Origin of the sequence: Rhizobium sp. 57MFTsu3.2, from assembly GCF_012932765.1 — a bacterium.
GTDB lineage: Bacteria > Pseudomonadota > Alphaproteobacteria > Rhizobiales > Rhizobiaceae > Rhizobium > Rhizobium altiplani.
This window is the reverse complement of sequence record NZ_JDWI01000001.1, coordinates 444499-465365: the sequence shown is the minus strand read 5'-3', so window position 1 is coordinate 465365 and position 20867 is coordinate 444499. Positions and strand designations below refer to the sequence as shown.

At 61.9% G+C, this 20867-nt stretch carries 23 protein-coding genes and 1 other RNA gene; 13 read left to right on the top strand and 11 right to left on the bottom strand.

Features of this window, described 5'->3' with window-relative positions; genetic code table 11:
• Window positions 1–38: 38 nt before the first annotated feature.
• Window positions 39–614 (bottom strand): cytochrome c family protein, encoded by a 576-nt coding sequence (locus AF71_RS02280; protein WP_018859766.1) that lies wholly within the window; start codon window positions 612–614, stop codon window positions 39–41.
• Between the two features lie 154 nt (window positions 615–768).
• On the opposite strand from AF71_RS02280, the gene AF71_RS02275 reads away from it, so the two are divergent.
• Together AF71_RS02275 and AF71_RS02270 are read left to right on the top strand one after the other, a co-directional pair.
• The gene (locus tag AF71_RS02275; protein WP_018859767.1) at window positions 769–1524 is read left to right on the top strand and encodes a 3-deoxy-manno-octulosonate cytidylyltransferase; all 756 of its coding nucleotides are present in this window, start codon (window positions 769–771) and stop codon (window positions 1522–1524) included.
• 10 nt (window positions 1525–1534) lie between these two features.
• Entirely contained in the window at window positions 1535–2395 is an 861-nt protein-coding gene (locus tag AF71_RS02270) for a prephenate dehydratase (RefSeq protein WP_018859768.1), read from the top strand.
• Window positions 2396–2430: 35 nt separating this feature from the next.
• Here AF71_RS02270 and AF71_RS02265 read toward each other — a convergent pair whose 3' ends face one another.
• From AF71_RS02265 to AF71_RS02245, 5 genes are all read right to left on the bottom strand, one after another.
• Window positions 2431–2799, bottom strand: coding sequence for a VOC family protein (locus tag AF71_RS02265; RefSeq protein ID WP_018855404.1), 369 nt, complete (start codon window positions 2797–2799; stop codon window positions 2431–2433).
• A gap of 103 nt (window positions 2800–2902) precedes the next feature.
• Window positions 2903–3127, bottom strand: a complete 225-nt coding sequence (locus AF71_RS02260; RefSeq protein ID WP_246733558.1) for a hypothetical protein — start codon at window positions 3125–3127, stop codon at window positions 2903–2905.
• A 72-nt stretch (window positions 3128–3199) separates the two neighbouring features.
• The gene (locus AF71_RS02255; RefSeq protein ID WP_169679550.1) at window positions 3200–3883 is read right to left on the bottom strand and encodes a YafY family protein; all 684 of its coding nucleotides are present in this window, start codon (window positions 3881–3883) and stop codon (window positions 3200–3202) included.
• Between the two features lie 18 nt (window positions 3884–3901).
• Window positions 3902–4870 carry an NAD(+) diphosphatase gene (gene nudC / locus AF71_RS02250; RefSeq protein WP_018855401.1) on the bottom strand — a complete coding sequence of 323 codons (969 nt, stop codon included), beginning with the start codon at window positions 4868–4870 and terminating at the stop codon, window positions 3902–3904.
• Window positions 4867–5277, bottom strand: coding sequence for an HIT family protein (locus tag AF71_RS02245; RefSeq protein ID WP_026371535.1), 411 nt, complete (start codon window positions 5275–5277; stop codon window positions 4867–4869). The genes nudC and AF71_RS02245 overlap by 4 nt, the downstream gene beginning before the upstream one ends.
• 88 nt (window positions 5278–5365) lie before the next feature.
• On the opposite strand from AF71_RS02245, the gene ffs reads away from it, so the two are divergent.
• From ffs to AF71_RS02225, 4 genes are all read left to right on the top strand, one after another.
• Window positions 5366–5462: signal recognition particle sRNA small type (ffs, locus tag AF71_RS02240), an RNA gene on the top strand.
• Between the two features lie 46 nt (window positions 5463–5508).
• Entirely contained in the window at window positions 5509–7377 is a 1869-nt protein-coding gene (locus tag AF71_RS02235) for a DNA polymerase III subunit gamma/tau (protein WP_169679548.1), read from the top strand.
• A gap of 22 nt (window positions 7378–7399) precedes the next feature.
• On the top strand, window positions 7400–7723 hold the full coding sequence (locus tag AF71_RS02230) for a YbaB/EbfC family nucleoid-associated protein (RefSeq protein ID WP_018855398.1): 324 nt from the start codon (window positions 7400–7402) through the stop codon (window positions 7721–7723).
• Between the two features lie 72 nt (window positions 7724–7795).
• Window positions 7796–8407 (top strand): LysE family translocator, encoded by a 612-nt coding sequence (locus tag AF71_RS02225; RefSeq protein WP_018855397.1) that lies wholly within the window; start codon window positions 7796–7798, stop codon window positions 8405–8407.
• 1 nt (window position 8408) lies between these two features.
• On the opposite strand, the gene AF71_RS02220 is transcribed toward AF71_RS02225, so the two are convergent.
• Complete coding sequence (locus AF71_RS02220; RefSeq protein WP_169679546.1) at window positions 8409–8936, bottom strand: DUF992 domain-containing protein; 528 nt, start codon at window positions 8934–8936, stop codon at window positions 8409–8411.
• An 83-nt stretch (window positions 8937–9019) separates the two neighbouring features.
• Window positions 9020–9502 carry an Lrp/AsnC family transcriptional regulator gene (locus AF71_RS02215; protein ID WP_169679543.1) on the bottom strand — a complete coding sequence of 161 codons (483 nt, stop codon included), beginning with the start codon at window positions 9500–9502 and terminating at the stop codon, window positions 9020–9022.
• 109 nt (window positions 9503–9611) lie between these two features.
• Between AF71_RS02215 and AF71_RS02210 the strand changes: the two genes are divergently transcribed.
• Entirely contained in the window at window positions 9612–10148 is a 537-nt protein-coding gene (locus AF71_RS02210) for an alpha/beta hydrolase (RefSeq protein ID WP_113162066.1), read from the top strand.
• On the opposite strand, the gene AF71_RS02205 is transcribed toward AF71_RS02210, so the two are convergent.
• Entirely contained in the window at window positions 10145–10768 is a 624-nt protein-coding gene (locus AF71_RS02205; protein WP_113471381.1) for an MOSC domain-containing protein, read from the bottom strand. The genes AF71_RS02210 and AF71_RS02205 overlap by 4 nt on opposite strands.
• A gap of 56 nt (window positions 10769–10824) precedes the next feature.
• Here AF71_RS02205 and recR point away from each other — a divergent pair, with 56 nt between their 5' ends.
• Window positions 10825–11430, top strand: a complete 606-nt coding sequence (recR, locus tag AF71_RS02200) for a recombination mediator RecR (RefSeq protein WP_112642260.1) — start codon at window positions 10825–10827, stop codon at window positions 11428–11430.
• Window positions 11431–11438: 8 nt separating this feature from the next.
• Window positions 11439–12692: a lytic murein transglycosylase gene (locus AF71_RS02195; RefSeq protein ID WP_169679541.1), complete on the top strand. Its 1254-nt coding sequence runs from the start codon at window positions 11439–11441 to the stop codon at window positions 12690–12692.
• Between the two features lie 7 nt (window positions 12693–12699).
• Here AF71_RS02195 and AF71_RS02190 read toward each other — a convergent pair whose 3' ends face one another.
• Both AF71_RS02190 and AF71_RS02185 read right to left on the bottom strand, forming a co-directional pair.
• On the bottom strand, window positions 12700–13155 hold the full coding sequence (locus AF71_RS02190) for a GNAT family N-acetyltransferase (protein ID WP_169679539.1): 456 nt from the start codon (window positions 13153–13155) through the stop codon (window positions 12700–12702).
• A gap of 8 nt (window positions 13156–13163) precedes the next feature.
• Complete coding sequence (locus AF71_RS02185) at window positions 13164–14795, bottom strand: MFS transporter (protein ID WP_018855389.1); 1632 nt, start codon at window positions 14793–14795, stop codon at window positions 13164–13166.
• Between the two features lie 228 nt (window positions 14796–15023).
• Here AF71_RS02185 and rimP point away from each other — a divergent pair, with 228 nt between their 5' ends.
• The 4 genes from rimP (at window position 15024) to infB (ending at window position 20808) form a co-directional block, all read left to right on the top strand.
• Complete coding sequence (gene rimP / locus AF71_RS02180; protein ID WP_018855388.1) at window positions 15024–15629, top strand: ribosome maturation factor RimP; 606 nt, start codon at window positions 15024–15026, stop codon at window positions 15627–15629.
• A gap of 60 nt (window positions 15630–15689) precedes the next feature.
• A complete protein-coding gene (gene nusA / locus AF71_RS02175; protein WP_007798988.1) occupies window positions 15690–17294 on the top strand; it encodes a transcription termination factor NusA in 1605 nt (534 codons plus the stop codon).
• On the top strand, window positions 17294–17983 hold the full coding sequence (locus tag AF71_RS02170; protein WP_018855387.1) for an RNA-binding protein: 690 nt from the start codon (window positions 17294–17296) through the stop codon (window positions 17981–17983). Before nusA ends, AF71_RS02170 begins: the two co-directional genes overlap by 1 nt.
• 101 nt (window positions 17984–18084) lie before the next feature.
• Complete coding sequence (gene infB / locus AF71_RS02165) at window positions 18085–20808, top strand: translation initiation factor IF-2 (RefSeq protein WP_169679537.1); 2724 nt, start codon at window positions 18085–18087, stop codon at window positions 20806–20808.
• Window positions 20809–20867 lie beyond the last annotated feature (59 nt).

Below are 20867 nucleotides of genomic sequence, written 5' to 3'. Positions count from 1 at the left end.
AGCCGGGCTTCGATTTTCGTCTGGAACCGAGCAGCGACTTACTGCGTCGCGCTATCCGGTGCGTTCGGATCCGGAAGCGGAACCGGCGAATCGGCCAGCGTGTGAAGGTAAAGGATGACGTTGGCGCGATCCGTGTCCTTCGGAAGACCGGCAAAGCCCATTGCCGTGCCGGCAACGTACTTCTTCGGTGCTGCCAGGAAGTGGTTCAGATGATCGAAGGTCCACTTCTCGCTGCCGCCCTTGGAGAAGTCCTTCATGCCCGACGAGTAGGCAAAGCCTTCATGCGTGGCGATCGGACGATCGACGAGACCGAAGAGGTTCGGACCAACCTTGTTCGGTCCCCCCTTGGTCGCGTCATGACAGGCCTGACACTTCTTGAAAACAGCCTCGCCAGCCTTGGCGTCCGCCTTTGCAAGTAGCTGTGCGATCGGAACGGCTGCAGCCGGTGCGGCCTCGCCGCCACCAGCGGCAGCGGCCTCTTCGGCGACGATCGCGAAACCTTCCTTCTCCGGGCTCTCCGAATGAAAGATTCCCTCCGACGCGATGGAGACGGTCATCAGAACGAAAACCGTTCCGAGCAGTGCCCCCACAGCCATATTCACGTATGAATTCATCTGCAATGCTCCCCTTGCAGCCGGCAGACATAAAACCGGACCATCTTGAAATCGCGCGGAACCTATGTCTTTTGGCTATTCGTTGCAACAGTCTAAATGGCCTGTTGCGTGAGACTTTTTGACACCGTTCCGCCCGGATTAGAAGGCCCGAACAATGACCAGTCCAAATTTAGATGACGTGCTCGTGCTGATCCCGGCCCGCATGGCATCGACCCGTCTTCCAGGCAAGCCGCTCGCCGATATTTGCGGGCTGCCGATGATCGTGCAGGTGGCGCTGCGGGCGAAGGAAGCCGAAATTGGCCGCGTCGTTGTCGCGGTTGATGACCAACAGGTCCATGATGTCGTGGCCGCGGCAGGCTTTGAAGTCATCATGACCAGCAAGGATCATCAGTCCGGTTCGGATCGCATTTACGAGGCGCTCATGAAGGTGGATCCGGAGGGGAAAGCCAAGTTCGTCGTCAACGTGCAGGGCGATCTGCCGACGATCGAGCCGGAAACCGTTCGCGCCGCGCTGCGCCCGCTGGAGGATCCGAGCGTCGACATCGCAACACTGACGATCGAGATCGAGGACGAGGCCGACAAGACGGCACCGCATATCGTCAAGGTCGTCGGCTCGCCGATCTCGGAAAGCCGCCTGAAGGCGCTCTACTTCACCCGCACGACGGCACCCTACGGTGATGGACCGCTTTATCACCATATCGGCCTCTATGCTTACCGCCGCTCGGCCTTGGAGCGTTTCGTTACGCTCGGACCATCGGTCTTGGAAAAGCGCGAGTCGCTGGAGCAGCTGCGCGCGCTGGAAGCCGGCATGCGCATCGATGTCGAGATCGTTGACACGGTTCCGCTCGGTGTCGATACTCCCGCCGACCTTGAAAAGGCGCGGCGCATTCTCTCCGCAAGAACGAAGTGACGGATTTTCCATGAACATCACCACCAACAGGATCGCCTTCCAGGGTGAGTTCGGCGCGAACTCCGACATGGCGTGCCGTGACATGTTTCCGACCATGGAGCCGCTGCCGTGCCAGACGTTCGAGGATGCCTTCGTGGCGGTCGAGAATGGCGATGCCGATATCGGAATGATCCCGATCGAGAACACGATCGCTGGCCGCGTCGCCGACATTCATCACTTGCTGCCGGAGTCGCGCCTGCACATCATCGGCGAGTATTTCATGCCGATCCGCTTCCAGTTGATGGTGCTCCCGGGCGTCACCAAGGATGAGATCCGCACGGTTCACAGCCACATCCACGCCCTTGGGCAGTGCCGCAAGATCGTGCGTTCGCACGGCTGGAAGCCGGTGATCGCTGGCGACACGGCAGGTGCTGCAAAGCTCGTCAAGGAAACCGGGGACCGCTCGATGGCGGCGCTGGCGCCGCGCCTTGCCGCCGATCTCTACGGTCTCGACATCGTTGCCGAGAATGTCGAGGACACGGAAAACAATGTCACCCGCTTCGTCATCCTTTCACGCGACGAGGAATGGGCGCATCGCGGCTCGGCCGAGGAGAAGCTCGTCACGACGTTTGTCTTCAACGTCCGAAACATCCCGGCCGCACTCTACAAGGCGCTTGGCGGCTTTGCGACCAACACCATCAACATGACCAAGCTGGAGAGCTATCAGCTCGGCGGCAAGTTCGTCGCAACGCAGTTCTATGCTGACATTGAGGGTCACCCGAACGATCCGAATGTCCGGCGTGCATTGGAGGAGCTGCGCTTCTTTTCCGAGAAGGTGCGCATCCTCGGCGTCTACAAGGGCCACCCAATGCGGGGCCAACTGCAGAAATGAAAAAGGGCGCCTGCGGGCGCCCTTTTCTTTGTGATTTACTTGTCCGGCTCACACACCCGCAGGCGATGGCCGTCCGGGTCGAGCACGACGAAGGTCGGGCCGAAATCCATGTCCGTAAGGTCCTGCGCGATCGGCAACTGGCGCTTGCGCCAATCCTCGTAAAGCGTCGACACGCCGTTCTCGCCGGGAACCATGAAGGCGATCTCGGCGCGGCTGCCCGTAGCGGACGGCTGCGGGGTAACCTTGCTCAGCCGCCAGAGGCCGAGCGTGAAGCCGCCATCAAGCGCGAAGGCGACAAAGTTCGGGGCTTCGGCGACAGGCTCTCGGCCGAGCAAGGACCGGTAGAAACCGGCACTTGTGGCCGGGTCCTTGACGTAGAGAATGATGAGGTTCGGGCTGTTCATCGGGTCGTCCTCGTTGTGACAGGGTGGCAGGCGAAGAAACGCCACTGCCTCGTTGACAGCGGCGGCGGTCGGTCATGCGTCTTGGGAGTTGTGTCGTGTGCGGCTAGCCTTCGTGGCAGGGGCTGCCCCAATCGACGAAGCCGAGATCGCGTTTCTTCCACTCCGGCATGGTGTCCGGATCGAGGCGCGAACACCTGCGATGCGCCATCTGGCGCGACGCGTTCAGCATCATGCGCAGCAGCGTGGATTGCGGATATCCTGCATCGGAAGAGGTCTCGTCGACAGCATGGTTGCCGCACGTAGATCGGCTCAGGTTCAGGCTCATCATCATCGGTCCTCCTATTGGATTGGTACCGATAATAGCGCTGACCACTGTCAGTTTATGGCAGTAGTGTCGCGGTCAGGGTGCAATATCTTGCTGGTCTCGCCATTCCTTGAGCAGGACCGCGCGCCGGCGCGGATAACGGCCGTCCTGAGGGATCATTTCGACGATCCGGTCGGTGCGGAAGTGGCGGTAATCCTGACGCAATTCACACCAGGCAACGACAACCCGCACCTGCTCGAAATAGCTCAGCGCGAAAGGCCAGATATTGCGGACGGAGACGGTTCCGCCCTCATCCGAGTAGGTCAACTTGAGGATTCGTTCGGCGCGAATCGCCTTGCGAATGGCACTGAGATCAGCCTTGTCGGCAACGGGCGGTCGGAGATGGACGAGCAGCGTCGAGGTCTCGATCTCGTCTCGCATCTCCTGCGGCAGCACGTCGGCGATCTTGGCGAGGGCATCGGCGCCGGCGGCGGCAAGGCGTGGATCGGCGGCACGCGCAACCCATCGCGAACCGAGGACGAGCGCCTCGATCTCGTCCTGCGAAAACATCATCGGTGGCAGCATGAAACCCGGCTTCAACACGTAGCCGAGACCTGGCTCTCCTTCGATCAAGGCGCCCTGTGCCTGCAGGCTCGAAATATCGCGATAAAGCGTGCGGATGCTGACGCCAGTTTCGGTGGCAAGCACAGCGCCGCTGACCGGCCGGCGATAGCGCCGCAGGGTTTGCAGCAACGTCAGAAGGCGTTCGGAGCGTGCCATGTCAGGGGCCTCGTTCTGTCAGGCCTTATTGCTTTTCCACTCTATCCAATCGCGCATCAGCCGATGGGCGATCGCCCCCTTGGGCGGTGGTGCCTTGCCGGTCACGCCGGGGCGTTCAAGCATCTCAAGCGTTTCTTCACGCGTGAACCAGCGGCAGTCCTCCAGCTCCTGGGTATCGTACTTGACGTCCTTGGACTTGGCTTCGGCGAAGCAGCCAAGCATCAGCGTATGGGGCATCGGCCAGGGTTGCGAAGCGTGATAGCGGATCCGTCCGGTATGAATTCCGGATTCTTCCAGCGTCTCACGGCGCACAGCGTTCTCGATCGTCTCACCCGGTTCTACGAAACCGGCAAGACAGGAATACATGCCCGGAGCGAAATGCGGGCTGCGGCCAAGAAGGCAGAGATCGCGCTCCTCGTCGATCGTGAGCATGATGACGACGGGGTCGGTGCGCGGGAAGATTTCATGTCCGCAGGCTGTGCAGACGCGCTTGTAGCCGCCGATATGGATCTCCATGGTCGAGCCGCAGCGGCCGCAGAACTTGTTGTCGCGGTTCCAGCGGATGAGGCTCGCTCCCTGCGCAAACTCCCCGAGTAGAACCTCGTCGATCAGCATCTCGCGAAATAGCGAACGGCCATCCGAAGGCTTGTAATGGCTGGCCAACTCTTCTTCCGGAACACCCACCGGCACGGCAAGGCGCGGCTCCCCGGTTTTTCGATAGCCGAGCAGGACGGTCTCATCCCAGTTGGGCCGCAGGTCCTTCAGCTCGTAGCGTGCAAACAGCGGATCAAGCACCTGCCCGTCATGCTTCAAGACCAGCTTGTCGCCGGCAAAGGCGAAGATATGCGTTCCTTCCTTGGCAAGCGCCTTGTCGACGGATGTCTCGTCGCGATGTTCGGAATCACGGATCAGGTCATTGGCTGCGAAGGCAGTCAGGCTACTGGGTTCCGGATGCGGAACATCCGAATCGAAAAGCGAACGGCTCATGATGAAAGGGCTTCCCGCAACTTCTCTATAAGGTCATCTCTCTTATCCGCCGCGTAAGGTTCAGCCTTGCCAAAACCCCAGACGGGATTTGGCCAATTGGCATCGCCTTCGAAGCGGGCAATGACATGAACATGAAGCTGACGGACGATGTTGCCAAGGGCCCCAATATTGATTTTTGTGGCGCCGGTGATCTTCTTCAGGGCGGAGGCGACCATCTCCGTCTCGAATGTCAGCAACACCTGATCGAGGGGCGTCAGTTCGAAGACTTCGCTGATATCCGTTCTGCGTGGCACGAGAATCAGCCACGGCCAGCGGGCGTCCTTCGACAGCCTGAGATCGCAGAGCCCGGTCTGAATAACTCGGTCGCTATCGCTCTCCAGCCGACGGTCGAGTTTGAATTCGTCCAACAGGCATTCCTCCATGTTTTCCTGAGGCTAGCAGTTTTTTTTGAGCTTGGCTTGCTTTTGATGGCGATATTGCCGATATGTGCATCCGGGAGGTTGGTGGTGGACGAGCCACTCGCCAACCGGGTCAGGTCCGGAAGGAAGCAGCCCTAACGAGCCCGGCACGGGTCATCGTGCCAGCCTCCCACCTTTCTCTCCATTCTTGCTCGGGCAGTCCGGGTGATAAGCAGGGCGATGAGCGACACCGAGCGACAGTCACAAGATGCCGCCTCGACGGGCACCGGATACCGGGTGCTGGCACGCAAATACCGCCCCAAGGATTTCACGGATCTGATGGTCGGCCAGGAGCCGATGGTTCAGACCCTGACCAACGCCTTCGAGACCGGCCGTATTGCCCAAGCCTACATGCTGACCGGCGTGCGCGGGGTCGGCAAGACGACGACCGCCCGCATCCTCGCTCGCGCGCTGAATTACAAGACCGCTGACATCGACAAGCCGACGATCGATCTGCGGATCCCGGGTGAGCATTGCCAGGCGATCATGGAAGGCCGGCATGTCGACGTCATCGAGATGGACGCTGCATCCCACACGGGTATCGACGATATCCGCGAGATCATCGAGCAGGTGCGCTATCGCCCGGTTTCGGCGCGCTACAAGGTCTACATCATCGACGAAGTGCACATGCTCTCGACACAGGCCTTCAACGGCCTGCTGAAGACGCTCGAAGAGCCGCCGGAGCATGTGAAGTTCATCTTCGCTACCACCGAAATCCGCAAGGTCCCGATCACCGTCCTGTCGCGCTGCCAGCGTTTCGACTTGCGCCGCATCAGTGCCTCCGATCTCGTTGGGCTCTTTACCACGATCGCATCGAAGGAAGGCATCGAGGCGGAGCCGGATGCGCTGGCGATGATTGCCCGTGCCGCCGAAGGTTCGGCGCGCGACGGTCTCTCGCTGCTCGACCAGGCGATCGCCCATGGCGGCGGCGCGGTGCTGGCGGAAACGGTGCGCGGGATGCTCGGCCTTGCCGACCGCGCCCGCATCGTCGATCTCTTTCATCATATCGTAAAAGGTGATGTCGCAGCAGCGCTCGGCGAATTCGAAAGCCAGTATGAAGCCGGTGCCAATCCCGTTGCCGTGCTGACCGATCTCGCTGATTTCACGCATCTGGTCACGCGGTTGAAATACGTGCCGGATGCCGCGAACGATCCTTCGCTCAGCGAAATCGAACGTACCAAGGCCGCCGAATTCGCGCAGAGCGTGGCGGTAACGACGCTGTCGCGCATCTGGCAGATGTTACTGAAGGGCATTCCGGAAGCCGAAGGCTCCTCGCGCCCGGCCGGCGCCGCTGAGATGGTGCTGATCCGACTGACACATGCCGCCCATCTGCCGGCGCCGGAAGACGCCGCCCGTCGCCTCGCGGAGTTTTCCGAGGCGAACGGTGGCGGCCGTCCATCCGTCCCATCGGGCAACGGCGGTGGCGGCGCAACGGTGAACTATCAACGCAATTTGGCGGCACGATCGACCGAGTCGATCCCGCGCCCGCAGCCCGCCGGCCCGACCGCGATGCTGCGCGCCGTCCCTAATCCCGACCCGCAGAACGTGCCGGTCGGCCGCGTCGAGACGAAGCCGGCCGAGGCGCCGAAACCACTGGTTTCGGTAAACTCGATCACCGATATCGCCAATCTGGCCGGTGAAAAGCGCGATGTGAAGGTCAAGGCGCTGGTGCGCAACTTCGTACGCCCGGTTCGCATCGAGCCCGGCCGCCTCGACGTCAATCTGACCGAAGGCGCCCCCGGTACGCTGCTGAACGAACTGGCTGTCAAGCTCAAGGACTGGACAGGCATCCATTGGATCGTCAGCCTCAGCCGCGAGGAAGCTCAGCCGACGATCGTCGAGGCCGAAGCCAACGCCAAGGCGCAGCAGGTCAGCGACGCGCGCCAAGATCCGGATGTGGCGGCGATCCTCGCCCAGTTTCCGGGCGCCAAGATCATCGACGTCCGCGTAAGGGCGCCCGAGCCGGAAGAGGAAGAGGAAGTCAAGGCGCCTGCCGCTGCCGAATCCGAAGAGGGCGACATCCTGCCCGGCGACGACATAATTTTCTAGAGTATCGAGAAGGAGCGAGACGATGCGCGACATCATGGGCATGATGGGCAAAGTCAAGGAAATGCAGGCCAAGATGGAGAAGATGCAGGCGGAGATCGCCGAACTCCAGGCGGAAGGCAAGTCGGGTGGCGGTCTCGTCACCGTGATCCTCAATGGCAAGGGCGAGATGCAGAGCCTGAAGATCGACCCGTCCCTCTTCAAGGAAGACGATGTCGAAATCCTCGAAGACCTGATCGTTGCCGCGCATAAGGATGCCAAGGACAAGGCGGAAGCCGCCGCTGCCGAAAAGACCAAGGCGCTGACCGCCGGCCTGCCGATTCCTCCTGGCTTCAAGATGCCGTTCTGACCAGCCGGTAGACCAAGAGAGCGGTGTCAGCTGCGCTGGCATCGCTTCCGTCACGCAACAGGAGGATTGCCGATGACGTTGACCAGTCTGTTTGTCTTTGCCTGCGCATTGTTCGTGGCCGCCGGCTCTCCTGGTCCGAGCGTTGCCGCACTCGTCGCCCGGGTGATTTCCAAGGGCGCCCGTGACGTTCTGCCTTTCCTGTCAGCTATGTGGCTCGGCGAAGCAATTTGGCTGACCTGCGCCGTCGCCGGCTTGGCGGCGATCGCCGAAACCTTCCACTATGCCTTCGTTGCCATCAAGTGGCTCGGCGTCTGCTACCTGCTCTATCTTGCCTGGAAAATGTGGTTCGCGTCGCCCGATAGTGATGGCGAAGCGTTGCCCGAGGCGCAATCACCCACAAGGCTTTTCCTCGCCGGCATGACGGTGACGCTCGGCAACCCGAAGATCATGATGTTCTACATGGCGCTGCTGCCCTCGATCATCGACGTTCGCGGGGTAACGATCGTCGGTTGGGCAGAACTCGTGGCCACCATGCTCTTCGTGCTGATCTTCATCGACTTCAGTTGGACGCTGCTTGCTGCCAAAGCCCGGCGCTTCCTGAGGAGCCGTCGTGCTATTCGCGCGGCCAACCGCGCCAGCGCCGGAACGATGGCCGGCGCCGCTTTGGCGATCGCGATGCGCTAGGCTATCGCTGTGACACATGCCGCCTGGGAGCTGGTGGCGGTGGTGCCGGCGGCACCCAGGTCAGGATCATATTGGCAACGCCTGCCGCGATGTTGAGACCGGACGTGCCCTCAGCCGAGACAGGTTGCAGAGCAATCGAGCCCTCGAAACCGCCGATCAGGACATTCGCCCCGACGCCGAGGCCGACCGTCGCATTGGCTGCGACGCCGGAGTAGCTGCCCTGCAGGGCGCCGTCGAGCCGGTTTGTCGGCGCGTAGACGAGCCAGATCAATCCGCCGCCAGCGAGAGCGCCGATATCGACACCAAACTTGGTGATCGTGCCGGTGTAGCGTTCGCTTGGTCGATCGGGCGAGGACGGCGTGAATATGCAGTTTAGCGTCCGTTTCGAGCCGATGATGACGCCGAATCCGGGAGAAATATCACAGCCCAACGAGCCGACCTTGACGCGGGCTGAAGCCGGCGTTGCTGATAGGAAGGTAGTGGCCGTTGCGGCGATGACTGCCGCCGCGATAAGTCTTGCGATGGACATGCGAGCCTCCTTCGATTTGCACCCCGTGGATGAAAAACTAGGAGGCTCCTTCTCGTCAGCAAGTGGCAGCCGTTGAAATCACCTCAGAGGTGGTTTCGCGCCAATTTCATCAGTTCGCGACCGACGGGTTTGGTCGGCTCCCCACGCAAGACGAGCGAGGTGGTGACTGCACCATAGCGCGCGATGCTATCGACGATGACTTCAAGCTCGGAGGGCGAGGGGACGAGGACTTTCAAGACGAAGCAATCCTCTCCTGTCAGCCTGAGAACTTCGATGATCTGCGGCATGTCGGCAAATTGCTTGAGGCAGGTGCGGATATGTTCGTGGGTGGTGCGTAGCCGGATCACGGCCATCATGCCCAGCCCGAGCGCCGCGGTATTGATACGGGCGCCGTAGCCTTTGATGATCCCCCGTTCCTCCAGGCGTTTCAGCCGCTCGGAGGCTGCCGGCTGCGACAGGCCGACCTTGCGCCCCAGCTCGGAAACGGAAATGCGCCCATCAGCCTGCATGATCTCGATAATCATCATGTCAGTTGGGTCGAGTTGTCGGCTCATGAAATCGGCCATGAATGTCCGCCTTTAATCTATCGGCTGAGTGATGACTTTGCCGATGATTTCTTATGTCATTTGCGGCCCCTCTCGCGCAACTTGTCCGTCGAGCAACAGGAAGGAAGCGATGAGAGAAATCATCACGGTGCCCGGCATTGGCGGGTCTGGCGAAACCCATTGGCAGTCCCGATGGGAGACGGCCGACCGTCGCATTCGGCGCTTTTCACCCTCGAGTTGGGATCAGCCGGACCTTGAGGACTGGATTGAGGCGCTGGACAGGGCAGTCGGGCAGGCGGAGGCCGAACCGCTTCTCGTTGCCCATAGTCTCTCTTGCCTGCTGGTGGCGCATTGGGCACGGCGGGCCAGGCATCGCGCCAGCGGCGCCTTGCTCGTCGCGCCGCCGGACCCGCGCGCCGCAGCCTACCCGCCGGAAGCAGCCGGCTTTGCCGAAACACCTCTCGGGGCGCTTCCGTTCCCCTCGCTTGTCGTAGCCAGCAGCGACGACCCGTACGGTTCGCTCGACTACGCACGTGCCAGGGCTGATGAGTGGGGTAGCCAATTCACAAATATTGGTGCCCGCGGTCACATCAACGGAGCCAGTGGGCTTGGCGATTGGCCGGAGGGACGGGCGGCTTTGGCGGCCCTTGAGGTGCGCTTGCGCTAGGCGCCGGCCTGCACTTCCAGAATATTCCGAAGTTTGTAGTGGATCGGAGCCGCCAGATAGCGGTTGCGATCTTGGGCGGCGAGGGTCTTGCCAAAGGTGGCGATCATCTCCGGCATCGTAACCTTTTCGCCGTCATAAGGCTGATAGTCGACCGTTGATCTGGCGGTGATTGCTCCACCGTGAAGCACCCGGCAATAGATGCCCGGCCGGGCAGCTCGCGCGTAGCGCTTGGCGAACCGCGGGTCGCCCATCCGGGCGGCAAAGGTCGCACAGGGAATGCGCGCACTGGTAACCTCCAGAACAAGATCGCCGGCTATGAATCGATCGCCGACCGAAACGGAGCGGTTGTCGAGACCGTCGATCACCAGGTTTTCTCCGAATGTGCCTGGCACGATCGGCCGCCCAAGCTCTTTCGACCACCAGTCGAGCGTCAGCGACCCCTCGAGATAGACGGCCTGGTCGACGCCGCCATGATGCTTCCGGTTGCAGATCGCATCACCGACCACGCCCTCCGCATCGACGAGCACGCTGCCGGTGATGGGATGCTTGTAGATGCCCGTCTTGTAGCTCTTGCCGGGCAGCCGCTCGGCACTGCCGATGCAGACGGCGAGGATTTTCATCAAGCGGCGCTCCCAACATGTTTCCGTTTTTGCAGCATATGGGCTAATAACCGCTCATGGCAAAGCGAGTCACCGGCCCCGAAATCGAAAAACTGATCCAGCTTCTGGCAAAGGTCCCCGGCCTCGGTCCGCGGTCCGCGCGCCGCGCTGCCTTGCATCTCATCAAGAAGAAAGACCAACTGCTCGGCCCGCTGTCGAACGCGATGGGCGAGGCCTACGACAAGGTCAAGATCTGCTCTCTCTGCGGCAATGTCGATACGGTAGATCCCTGCACGGTCTGCACGGACGACCGGCGCGACCAGTCCGTCATCATCGTCGTCGAAGATGTCTCCGACCTATGGGCGTTGGAGCGCGCCGGCGCGCTGAACGCCGCCTATCATGTCCTCGGTGGCACCTTGTCTCCCTTGGATGGCGTCGGCCCGGATGATCTCAACATTCGCGGCCTGATCGAGCGCGTCACGGCCGGCGGCATCCGCGAACTGATCATCGCGGTCAACGCCACCGTCGAGGGGCAGACAACAGCACACTATATAACCGACCAGCTGACCGGACTGGACGTCAAGATCACGCGCCTTGCCCATGGCGTCCCGGTCGGTGGCGAACTCGACTATCTCGATGAAGGAACGCTGCAGGCGGCGCTCAGAGCCCGCACGGCAATCTAGGGGGAAGCATGAGCAAGCGCATTTTCGGGCGCCTCTTGATCGCGACGGCGGCGCTGCTGGCACTGTCAGGCCCGCCAGCTTTTTCCGCTTCCAAGGCCGATGTTGAAGCGCAGTTCGAAAAGTGGGTCAGGGCCGATCTCTGGCCGGAGGCGCAGCGCAATGGCATTTCCGAGAAGGCGTTTCAAGCAGCCTTTGCGGGCGTCGAGCTGAACTGGACCTTGACCGATCTCGCCCCTCCCGGCTTCCCACCTGCCAAGGAACAGAAGCAGACGCAGGCCGAATTCTCCTCGCCCGCGCCGTACTTCAACGAGGATCGGCTGAAGCGGCTGGGGAGCACCGGCCGCGGCTTTGCCGCGCAATATGCCTCGACGCTGAAGAAGATTGAAAAAGCCTACGGGGTTCCCGGCTCGATCGTCCTTGCCGTCTGGGGGCGCGAAACCGGCTTCGGGGCTGCCAAGATCCCGAATTCCGCCATCGAGGTGCTGGCGACCAAGGCCTTTATGTCGACGCGCAAGGACATGTTCCGCACCGAATTGCTCGCCGCTCTGCATATCATCGATCGCGGTGACGCGACGCCGGCCGAATTCAAGGGGTCATCTGCCGGCGCGCTCGGCCAGCCGCAGTTCATGCCGACCAGCTATCTGAAATATGCGGTCGATTTCGATGGCGACGGCCACCCCAACATCTGGACATCGGTTCCCGATACGCTTGCTTCTATTGCGAACTTCCTTGCCCAGAAGAGCTGGCAGCGCGGTCGTGGCTGGGGATACGAAGTGAGCATCCCCGATGGCGTATCCTGCGCGCAAGAGGGGCCGGACCTCGCCAAGCCCGTGTCGCACTGGGCCTCACTCGGTATCACGCGCATATCAGGCAAGGCTTTCCCTTCCGGCGAGGGCAAGGCGTCCGGCATGATGCTCGTCCCTGCTGGGCGCGACGGTCCGGAGTTTGTCGTCACGCCGAACTTCTACGTGCTGAAGGAATACAACAACTCCGACCTCTATGCGCTTTTTATCGGCAACCTGGCCGATCGCATCGCCTATGGGGCCGGGGCTTTCCAGGGGCCGTGGGGCGATGTCGGCAAAATGCTGCGCTCCGACGTCGCGACGATGCAGAAGGCGCTGGAGAAAAAGGGATACGACGTCGGCGGCTCCGATGGTCTCCCCGGCTACAAGACCCGCCGTTCCATCGGCCAGTGGCAGGAGAAGAACGGCTTGACGCCGACCTGCTATCCCGAGGCATCGATGATCGGAAGGTTGAAGTAGCTAGATCCTAGAGGTTGCGCTTCAACCCCTCGTGGCTCGAGACAAATCCCAGTTTCTCGTAGAAACGGATGGCGTCGCGCCGTGATTTGTCCGAGGTCAGCTGTACCAAACCGCAACCGCGCTCGGCGCAGCGTGCAACAGCCCACTCAATGAAATCGGAGCCTAGGCCCGTGCAACGCGCGCTCTTGGCGACGCGCACGCTTTCGATCTGCCCACGCCAAACACCTGTTCGGGACAGGCCGGGAATGAAAGTCAGCTGCAAGCAGCCGAGGACGCGATCGCGCCCATCCACCGCGACCGCCAGCAACTGATTGGCGTCGGCTTCGATGGCATCGAACGCAGCGACATATCTCGCATCCGGCGGATCCGAAACGATTTCGCGCGCGCTGCCGAGGTCGTCCTCGGCGAGCAAGCCAATGATATCAGCCAGATCCGAACGGCGCGCGGGGCGGAAGGAATGCATGTCTTGCCTCAATGATGCAGGTCGATCGGTGCCTTGTAGAAGACGTCATCGCTGGGCGGAATGGCCTGGCGCTCGATCAGTCGATGCACCTGCGGCAGTTCTTCGCCCCGGTGGAGCGCCCGCAACTGTTCGATATTTTCCGCATCGGCCTGCGTGCGGCGCTGATTGTGCCTGATGTATTCGACCCAGGTCGGCGCGTGGTAGGTCTCCGTCCACCGGCCCGGTTTTTCGAGATCGCGCATCAGCGCCCAATTGCGCGCGCCGTCGCGAATGCGGATGCGCCGCCGCTCGCCCATCAGGGCCAGAAAGTCTGCAATGTCCGCGTCTGCGATTTCGTAATCGATCTGGACGACGATTGGACCGCTGCGCGGCGTGATATCGAGGCCGAGCGCCGGTTCGATGAAGCGGTTCAGCGGGTCCAGGTTGAGCGAGGCAAAGGCCGGCATGGCAAAGCGCAGGCCGATGACGATGCCGAAGAGCATGACGAAGGCCGAGATGAGCAGGGCATTGGCAACGCCATAGCGGTCGGCTGCCGCGCCCCAGAGCCAGCTGCCGCCGGCAATGCCGCCGAAGGTCACCGTCTGATAGAGCGACAGGGCGCGGCCGACGACCCAACGCGGCGTCGACAGCTGCACGATCGTATTGAACAGCGAGAGCGCCAGCACCCAACATGCGCCTGCGATCACCAGCCCGGCACAGGTCAGCGCGGCAATCGGACTGGAAGCGGCGATCACTGCGCTCAGCGCAAAGCCGGTAAAGGAAATCCGCACGATCGCCTCGCTCGAAAAGCGTTCGCGCAGCCGGTCGTTCAGGATAGCCCCGCCGATGGCGCCGATGCCGAAAGAGCCGAGCATGAGGCCGTAGGTCAGCGGACCGCCGACAACAAGGTTGATCGCCACGATCGGCAGCAGTGCGAGGATCGAGCTGGCGCTGATCCCGAAGACGAGCCCGCGCAGCAGCACCTTTTGCAGGTTGGGCGACATCGACACGTAACGAAGGCCGGCAAAGACGGCGCTGCCGAGCGTCTCCCTCGGGAGGGTCGAGGCCGGCGGGGTCGGCTTCCAGCGCCGCAGCGCATAGATCAGCGCGAAGTAGCTCACTGTATTGACGGCAAAGGCTGCAGCCGCGCCGGCAGCGGCGACGATGGCGCCGCCGATCGCGGGTCCGACACTGCGGGTGATATTGAAGCCGACGCTGTTCAACGTCACCGCACCCGGCAGATCCACGCGCGGCACCATGTCGCCGACCGAGGCTTGCCAGGACGGGTTGTTCAACGCCGTGCCGCAGCCGATGAGGAAGGTGAAAAAGAGGAGCAGCCAGGGCGAAAGCCAGCCGAAGTAGGCGGAGATGCTGAGCACGGCCGAAACCGCAAACATGAAGTATTGCGCAATCAGCATCACCCGACGGCGATCAAAGCTGTCTGCAAGGGCGCCCGATGCAAGCGAAAAGAGCATGATTGGCAGTGCCGTCGATGTCTGCACGAGCGCAACCATATTGTCCGATGCCGTGATGGTCGTCATCATCCAGGCGGCGCCGACCGCCTGGATCAGTCCCCCGAAGTTCGAAGCGAGGCTTGCAAACCAGATCCTTCGGTAGGTTTCGTGCCGTAGCGGCGCCAGTGTCGACGAAGTGTAAGGCACGATCCCTCCCGATGACGGTCCTCGGAGCCAATATATGCTGAATGACGCCGCTGGCTACCTCGGGCGCCCGTTAGGCCGAAGGTTGGCGACGGACCTTGCAATTTTTTGAAAACGGGCCTATATGGCTCTCAAATCTTGATCGTTTTGATGAAGAGTGGGCCGCAAGGACCCGCTCTTTTTTATTACCGCGATCATCCAAAAAGCATGAAATTGCGAGGAGCGTATCGCTTGTCGGATCCGACGAAAGCAGACAATGAACTTGAGCCGCGGCTGATCACCGAGACCGGTCTCGACCAGCGCCTTGCCGACATCGTCGAGCCTGTGCTCATCGACCTGGGTTATCGCCTGGTCCGTGTACGCATGCTCAACCAGAACGGCGCCACCATGCAGATCATGGCCGAACGCAATGATGGAACGATGGATGTCGAAGGCTGCGAAGAGGTCTCGATGGCCGTTTCTCCGGTTCTCGATGTGGAAGATCCGATCGATAGAGAGTATCATCTCGAAGTGTCTTCGCCGGGTATCGACCGCCCGATGGTGCGGAAATCCGATTTCGTGCGCTGGCAGGGACACCTTCTGAAGTGCGAAACGTCGATCATGGTCGGCAACCGCAAGCGCTTCCGTGGCAAGATCGTTGCGACCGACGCAGACGGTTTCACGCTCGAGCGTGACCAGGTTTCCGAGGGTGAAGAGCAGAATATCGTTATTCCGTTCACGGCTCTCGCCGATGCAAAGCTCATTCTGACCGACGATCTGATCCGTGATGCCCTGCGCGCCGACAAGCTGGCGAAGGCAGAGGCCGCGAACCAGAACGAAGCGGAAGACGAAGAATAACCGATCAACTTGTGGCTCCAGGGACGGGAACCCGGGACGCCAAGACGGAGAGATAAGACAATGGCAGTCAGTGCGAACCGGCTCGAACTTCTGCAGATCGCAGATGCAGTGGCGCGCGAAAAGGTCATCGACCGCGAGATCGTACTTGCCGCAATGGCAGACGCGATCCAGAAGGCAGCGCGCTCCCGCTACGGCACCGAGTCCAACATCCGCGCCGACATCAACCCGAAGACCGGCGAAATCCGTCTTCAGCGTCTGCTCGAAGTTGTCGACAAGGCCGAAGACTATTCGACCCAGATTCCACTTGAGCTGGCCCGCGACCGCAACCCGGATGCAGCCCTTGGCGATTTCATTGCCGATCCGCTGCCGCCGATGGATTTCGGCCGTATCGCTGCTCAGTCCGCCAAGCAGGTTATCGTTCAGAAGGTTCGTGAAGCCGAGCGCGACCGCCAGTTCGACGAGTTCAAGGATCGCGTCGGCGAAATCGTCAACGGCACCGTCAAGCGCGTCGAATATGGCAACGTCATCGTCGACCTCGGCCGCGGCGAAGGCATCATCCGCCGCGACGAAATGATCCCGCGCGAGAACGTCCGCTATGGCGATCGCGTCCGCGCATACGTATATGATGTTCGTCGTGAACAGCGCGGCCCGCAGATCTTCCTGTCGCGCACGCATCCGCAGTTCATGGTCAAGCTCTTCACGATGGAAGTGCCTGAAATCTACGACGGCATCATCCAGGTGAAGTCGGTTGCCCGCGATCCGGGTTCGCGCGCCAAGATCGCCGTGATCTCGAACGACAGCTCGATCGATCCGGTCGGCGCCTGCGTCGGTATGCGCGGTTCGCGTGTTCAGGCCGTCGTCGGCGAACTCCAAGGCGAAAAGATCGACATCATTCCGTGGTCGCAGGACCCGGCGACCTTCGTCGTCAACGCCCTGCAGCCGGCTGAAGTCGCCAAGGTCGTTCTCGACGAAGATGCAGAGCGCATTGAAGTCGTGGTTCCGGACGAGCAGCTGTCGCTGGCCATCGGCCGCCGCGGCCAGAACGTCCGCCTGGCATCGCAGCTGACTGGCTGGGACATCGATATCATGACGGAAGCCGAGGAATCCGAGCGCCGTCAGAAGGAATTCAACGAGCGCACCAACCTGTTCATGGATTCGCTCGACGTTGACGAAATGGTCGGCCAGGTTCTGGCGTCGGAAGGCTTTGCGGCAGTTGAAGAACTGGCTTACGTCGATCTCGACGAAATTGCCTCGATCGACGGTTTTGACGAAGACACCGCACAGGAAATCCAGACGCGCGCCCGCGAATATCTGGAGCGCCTGGAAGCCGAAATGGACGAGAAGCGCAAGGCGCTCGGTGTTTCCGACGAACTGCGTCAAATCGACGGCATGACCGCTCAGATGATGGTCGCGCTCGGCGAAGACGGCATCAAGACGATCGAGGACTTCGCCGGCTGCGCCGCTGACGATCTCGTCGGCTGGAGCGAGCGCAAGAACGGCGAGACCAAGAAGTTCGAAGGCCTGTTCTCCAAGTTCGACGTTTCGCGCGTCGAGGCCGAGCAGATGGTTGTCCAGGCCCGCCTCGCGGCTGGTTGGATCACCGAGGAGGACCTCGCAAAGGACGCGGAAGCTGAAGAAGCTCCCGAGGCCGAGCAGGAAGTATAATGTCCGCGCGTGAGCCGAGCGTCTCTCCTGAGGACGACGATCTTGCAGGATATGACGTGAATGGTCGCATGTGCATCGTGACGCGCGAAAGCGGATCGCAGGATGAGCTGATCCGCTTCGTTGCTGCTCCTGATGGGACTGTGGTCGCCGACCTGAAGCGCCAGCTTCCGGGACGCGGCTGTTGGGTCAAGATCGATCGCTCGCTGGTCGACAAGGCCGTGGCGAAGAAGCTCTTTGCGCGTGCCTTGAAAGCGGATGTGAAGGCGGCAGCCGAGCTCGGCGAAACCGTCGATACGCTGCTCGTGCAGCAGCTGATGCAGATGATGAACATGGCTCGCAAGGCGGGGCAGTTCGTTACCGGCTCCGCGAAAGTGGATGCCGCAGTCAGGAGTGGAGCCGCGATCGCCGTGTTCCACGCAACGAATGCCGCCGAAGATGGCGTGAGAAAAATCGACCAGGCCCGCAAGGCCTGGCACCTCGGAATGGAGACCGAGGAGGAAGTACCTTCCTACCGTCTCTTCTCGGAGAGCGAAATGGAAGGCCTGATGGGCCAGAACGCTTTTATCCATGCTGCAGTGCTTGCAGGGCAGGCGGGTGAGGGTGTAGTGAAGCGCGCAAAGATGCTCGAACAGTACCGCAATGGCGGTCAGTCCCGGGCAGCGGGCGGCGCTGGCCGGCAAAAACAATGATGCGGTCACCGGACTTGTCCGGTCCCCAGATCATTGATCGACATATTTGATTGACAGGGCCTGATGACGTCATCGCTCCCTGTCCGAAGGAACGGGAACGAATGACCGATAGCAATGACGACAAGACACTGAACGGACCGGGCAAGAAGACTCTGACCCTGAAGCCGTCGGGCATGAGCCAGGGCACCGTGCGCCAGGATATGGGCCGCGGCCGCACCAAGGCGGTCGTTGTCGAGACCCGCAAGCGGCGTCCGATGCGTCCGGAAGACGAGCGCCCGATTACGCCGGGCACTGCGGCGGCGCCCGCCCGTGCCGCCGAGCCGGTCCCGGTCGCGCATCAGCCGCGCGCACCGCAGGCCCCTGCCCCACGCATTCATCCGTCCGGTGGCCAGCAGTCACGTCCGCAGCAGCCGTCTTCGCAGCCGCGCCAGCAGGATCGTCCGCGTCCGGTAGTCTTGAACCACCTCTCGCCGGAAGAAATGGATGCCCGCCGGCGCGCGCTTGCCATGGCACAAGTTCGCGATGCCGAGGATGCGGTTCGCCGCGCCGAGGAAGAAAAGCGCCGCGCCGCCGAAGAGGCTGTGCGCCAGGCCGCGGAAGCGGAAGAGGCTAAGCGTCGCGCTGCCGAAGAGGCTCAGCGCGTTGCCGAAGCTGCCACGGCCGTTGCAACTCCCGCACCCGCTGCGGTCGAGGCGCGCACTGAAGCGCCGCGTGTTCAGGCCCAGACTCCGCCCGCACGCCGCCCCGATGCGGCGCCGTCCGCGGCTCCCGCGAGGCCGTCTCCGGCCGCGGCCGCAGCGCCGGGCGCTCGTCGCCGTGACAGCGAAGATGAGGACCGCGGCGCCCCGCGCGGCGTACCCGCTCGTGGTCGCGTCGTACGCCCGGAACCGGCAAAGCCGGTGACGACACGTCCAAAGACCGACGACGAACGTCGCCGCGGGAAGCTGACGATCGGTACTGCCGGCGTCGACGAAGATGGCACGGCACGTGGCCGTTCCATGGCCGCCATGCGCCGCCGCCAGGAAAAGTTCCGCCGCAGCCAGATGCAGGAAACCCGCGAAAAGGTTGTTCGCGAAGTCATCCTGCCGGAGACCATCACCATCCAGGAACTGTCGCAGCGCATGTCCGAACGTGCGGTCGACGTTATCAAGTACCTGATGAAGGAAGGCCAGATGATGAAGCCGGGCGACGTCATCGACGCCGACCTCGCTGAACTCATCGCCGGCGAATTCGGCCACACCGTCAAGCGCGTTTCGGAATCCGACGTCGAACTTGGTATCTTCAACGTTGCCGACGAAGAGGGCGATCGCGTTTCGCGTCCGCCTGTTGTGACCATCATGGGCCACGTTGACCACGGCAAGACCTCGTTGCTCGACGCCATCCGCCATGCCAACGTGGTTGCCGGCGAAGCTGGCGGCATCACGCAGCATATCGGCGCCTATCAGGTCGAGCAGAACGGTCAGAAGATCACCTTCATCGACACCCCCGGCCACGCCGCCTTCACGGCGATGCGTGCCCGTGGTGCGCAGGCGACCGACATTGCGATCCTGGTCGTCGCCGCTGACGACAGCGTCATGCCGCAGACGATTGAATCGATCAACCACGCCAAGGCCGCTGGTGTTCCGATCATCGTGGCGATCAACAAGGTCGACAAGCCGACCGCCGATCCGCAGAAGGTGCGCACGCAACTCCTGCAGCACGAAGTCTTCGTGGAATCGATGGGCGGTGAAGTTCTTGACGTCGAAGTTTCCGCCAAGACGGGCCTGAACCTCGACAAGCTGCTGGAAGCCATCCTGCTGCAGGCCGAAATCCTGGACCTCAAGGCCAACCCGAACCGCACCGCGGAAGGCACGGTCATCGAAGCCCAGCTCGACCGCGGCCGTGGTTCGGTTGCCACCGTTCTGGTTCAGAACGGTACGCTTAAGCCCGGCCAGATCATCGTTGCCGGCGATGTCTGGGGTCGTGTCCGCGCTCTCGTCACCGACAAGGGCGATCATGTCAAGGAAGCCCCGCCGGCCATGCCGGTCGAGGTGCTCGGCCTTTCCGGCACGCCGCAGGCAGGTGACAAGTTCGCCGTCGTCGAAAACGAAAGCCGCGCCCGCGAGATCTCGGAATATCGTCAGCGCCTCGCTCGCGACAAGGCTGCCGCCCGCCATTCGGGCCAGCGCGGCTCGCTGGAACAGATGATGACGCAGCTGCAGTCTGCAGGCGTCAAGGAGTTCCCGCTGGTCATCAAGGGCGACGTGCAGGGTTCGATTGAAGCGATCGCCGGCGCACTCGAAAAGCTCGGTACGGACGAAGTTCGTGCCCGCATCGTTCACTCGGCTGTCGGCGGTGTGACGGAATCGGATATCTCGCTTGCCGAGGCGTCTGGCGCCGCGATCATCGGCTTCAACGTCCGTGCGAACGCACAGGCTCGTACGCTGGCAGAGCGCCAGGGCATCGAAATCCGCTACTACAACATCATCTACGATCTGGTGGATGACGTGAAGGCAGCGATGTCGGGCCTGCTGTCGCCAGAGCGTCGCGAAACCTTCCTCGGCAATGCCGAGATCCTCGAGGTGTTCAACATCACGAAGGTCGGCAAGGTCGCGGGTTGCCGCGTTACCGAAGGCAAGGTCGAACGTGGTGTCGGCGTTCGCCTCGTCCGCGACCACGTCGTCATCCACGAAGGCAAGCTCAAGACGCTCAAGCGCTTCAAGGATGAAGTCTCGGAAGTGCATTCCGGCCAGGAATGCGGTATGGCTTTCGAGAATTACGAAGACATCCGCGCCGGCGACACGATCGAGTGCTTCCGCGTCGAGCACATCACCCGTACGCTCTGATCGTGTGATATTGGAAATTTGGACGGGCGCCGGATCAACTGAGGCCGGCGCCCGAACCT

What these genes read in the sequence shown, in the direction of transcription:
- AF71_RS02215 (WP_169679543.1), bottom strand. Translation starts at nt 9,502, where the DNA reads ATGGCCGATTTCATGAGCCGACAACTCGACCCAACTGACATGATGATT.
- AF71_RS02190 (WP_169679539.1), bottom strand. Translation starts at nt 13,155, where the DNA reads ATGCATTCCTTCCGCCCCGCGCGCCGTTCGGATCTGGCTGATATCATT.
- AF71_RS02205 (WP_113471381.1), bottom strand. Translation starts at nt 10,768, where the DNA reads ATGAAAATCCTCGCCGTCTGCATCGGCAGTGCCGAGCGGCTGCCCGGC.
- AF71_RS02275 (WP_018859767.1), top strand. Translation starts at nt 769, where the DNA reads ATGACCAGTCCAAATTTAGATGACGTGCTCGTGCTGATCCCGGCCCGC.
- AF71_RS02235 (WP_169679548.1), top strand. Translation starts at nt 5,509, where the DNA reads ATGAGCGACACCGAGCGACAGTCACAAGATGCCGCCTCGACGGGCACC.
- AF71_RS02280 (WP_018859766.1), bottom strand. Translation starts at nt 614, where the DNA reads ATGAATTCATACGTGAATATGGCTGTGGGGGCACTGCTCGGAACGGTT.
- nusA (WP_007798988.1), top strand. Translation starts at nt 15,690, where the DNA reads ATGGCAGTCAGTGCGAACCGGCTCGAACTTCTGCAGATCGCAGATGCA.
- AF71_RS02220 (WP_169679546.1), bottom strand. Translation starts at nt 8,936, where the DNA reads ATGTCCATCGCAAGACTTATCGCGGCGGCAGTCATCGCCGCAACGGCC.
- AF71_RS02210 (WP_113162066.1), top strand. Translation starts at nt 9,612, where the DNA reads ATGAGAGAAATCATCACGGTGCCCGGCATTGGCGGGTCTGGCGAAACC.
- AF71_RS02195 (WP_169679541.1), top strand. Translation starts at nt 11,439, where the DNA reads ATGAGCAAGCGCATTTTCGGGCGCCTCTTGATCGCGACGGCGGCGCTG.
- AF71_RS02230 (WP_018855398.1), top strand. Translation starts at nt 7,400, where the DNA reads ATGCGCGACATCATGGGCATGATGGGCAAAGTCAAGGAAATGCAGGCC.
- AF71_RS02260 (WP_246733558.1), bottom strand. Translation starts at nt 3,127, where the DNA reads ATGATGAGCCTGAACCTGAGCCGATCTACGTGCGGCAACCATGCTGTC.
- AF71_RS02225 (WP_018855397.1), top strand. Translation starts at nt 7,796, where the DNA reads ATGACGTTGACCAGTCTGTTTGTCTTTGCCTGCGCATTGTTCGTGGCC.
- AF71_RS02170 (WP_018855387.1), top strand. Translation starts at nt 17,294, where the DNA reads ATGTCCGCGCGTGAGCCGAGCGTCTCTCCTGAGGACGACGATCTTGCA.
- nudC (WP_018855401.1), bottom strand. Translation starts at nt 4,870, where the DNA reads ATGAGCCGTTCGCTTTTCGATTCGGATGTTCCGCATCCGGAACCCAGT.
- AF71_RS02265 (WP_018855404.1), bottom strand. Translation starts at nt 2,799, where the DNA reads ATGAACAGCCCGAACCTCATCATTCTCTACGTCAAGGACCCGGCCACA.
- infB (WP_169679537.1), top strand. Translation starts at nt 18,085, where the DNA reads ATGACCGATAGCAATGACGACAAGACACTGAACGGACCGGGCAAGAAG.
- AF71_RS02255 (WP_169679550.1), bottom strand. Translation starts at nt 3,883, where the DNA reads ATGGCACGCTCCGAACGCCTTCTGACGTTGCTGCAAACCCTGCGGCGC.
- AF71_RS02270 (WP_018859768.1), top strand. Translation starts at nt 1,535, where the DNA reads ATGAACATCACCACCAACAGGATCGCCTTCCAGGGTGAGTTCGGCGCG.
- recR (WP_112642260.1), top strand. Translation starts at nt 10,825, where the DNA reads ATGGCAAAGCGAGTCACCGGCCCCGAAATCGAAAAACTGATCCAGCTT.